Origin of the sequence: Corallococcus sp. RDP092CA, from assembly GCF_041903675.1 — a bacterium.
GTDB lineage: Bacteria > Myxococcota > Myxococcia > Myxococcales > Myxococcaceae > Corallococcus.
The window spans coordinates 1-338 of the sequence record NZ_JAYESI010000146.1 but is presented as its reverse complement, the minus strand read 5'-3'; the positions used below and the strand labels follow the sequence as shown (position 1 = coordinate 338).

The 338-nt window shown below is 71.6% G+C and carries 1 protein-coding gene; it reads left to right on the top strand.

All coding sequences use genetic code 11. The features are described 5' to 3' along the window. Positions 1 to 338: AMP-binding protein (locus tag U8525_RS34545; protein ID WP_374270984.1), on the top strand; the 338-nt coding region annotated here is incomplete at both ends.

The following is a 338-nucleotide window of genomic DNA, read 5'->3' as shown; positions in this document are numbered from 1 at the left end:
CGCCCTCCTCTCCATCCTCAAGGTGGGCGCCGCCTTCGTCCCCGTGGACCGCAACGCTCCCGTGGACCGCATCGCCTCCCTGCTGGAGGACGCCGACGTCGGCGTGGTGCTCACCCACCAGCCCTTCGCCTCCCTGTTGCCCGCCTCCGGCACCCGCGTGTGGCTGGATGCTCAGCAGGACGCCCTCGCCGCCCTTCCCACGCATGCGCCTGACGTCCGCGTGGACGGTGAAGCCCTCGCCTACGTCATGTTCACCTCCGGCAGCACCGGCCGCCCCAAGGGCGTCTGCGTGCCTCACCGCGGCATCTCCCGGCTGGTGCTCGGCAGCTCCTTCATGC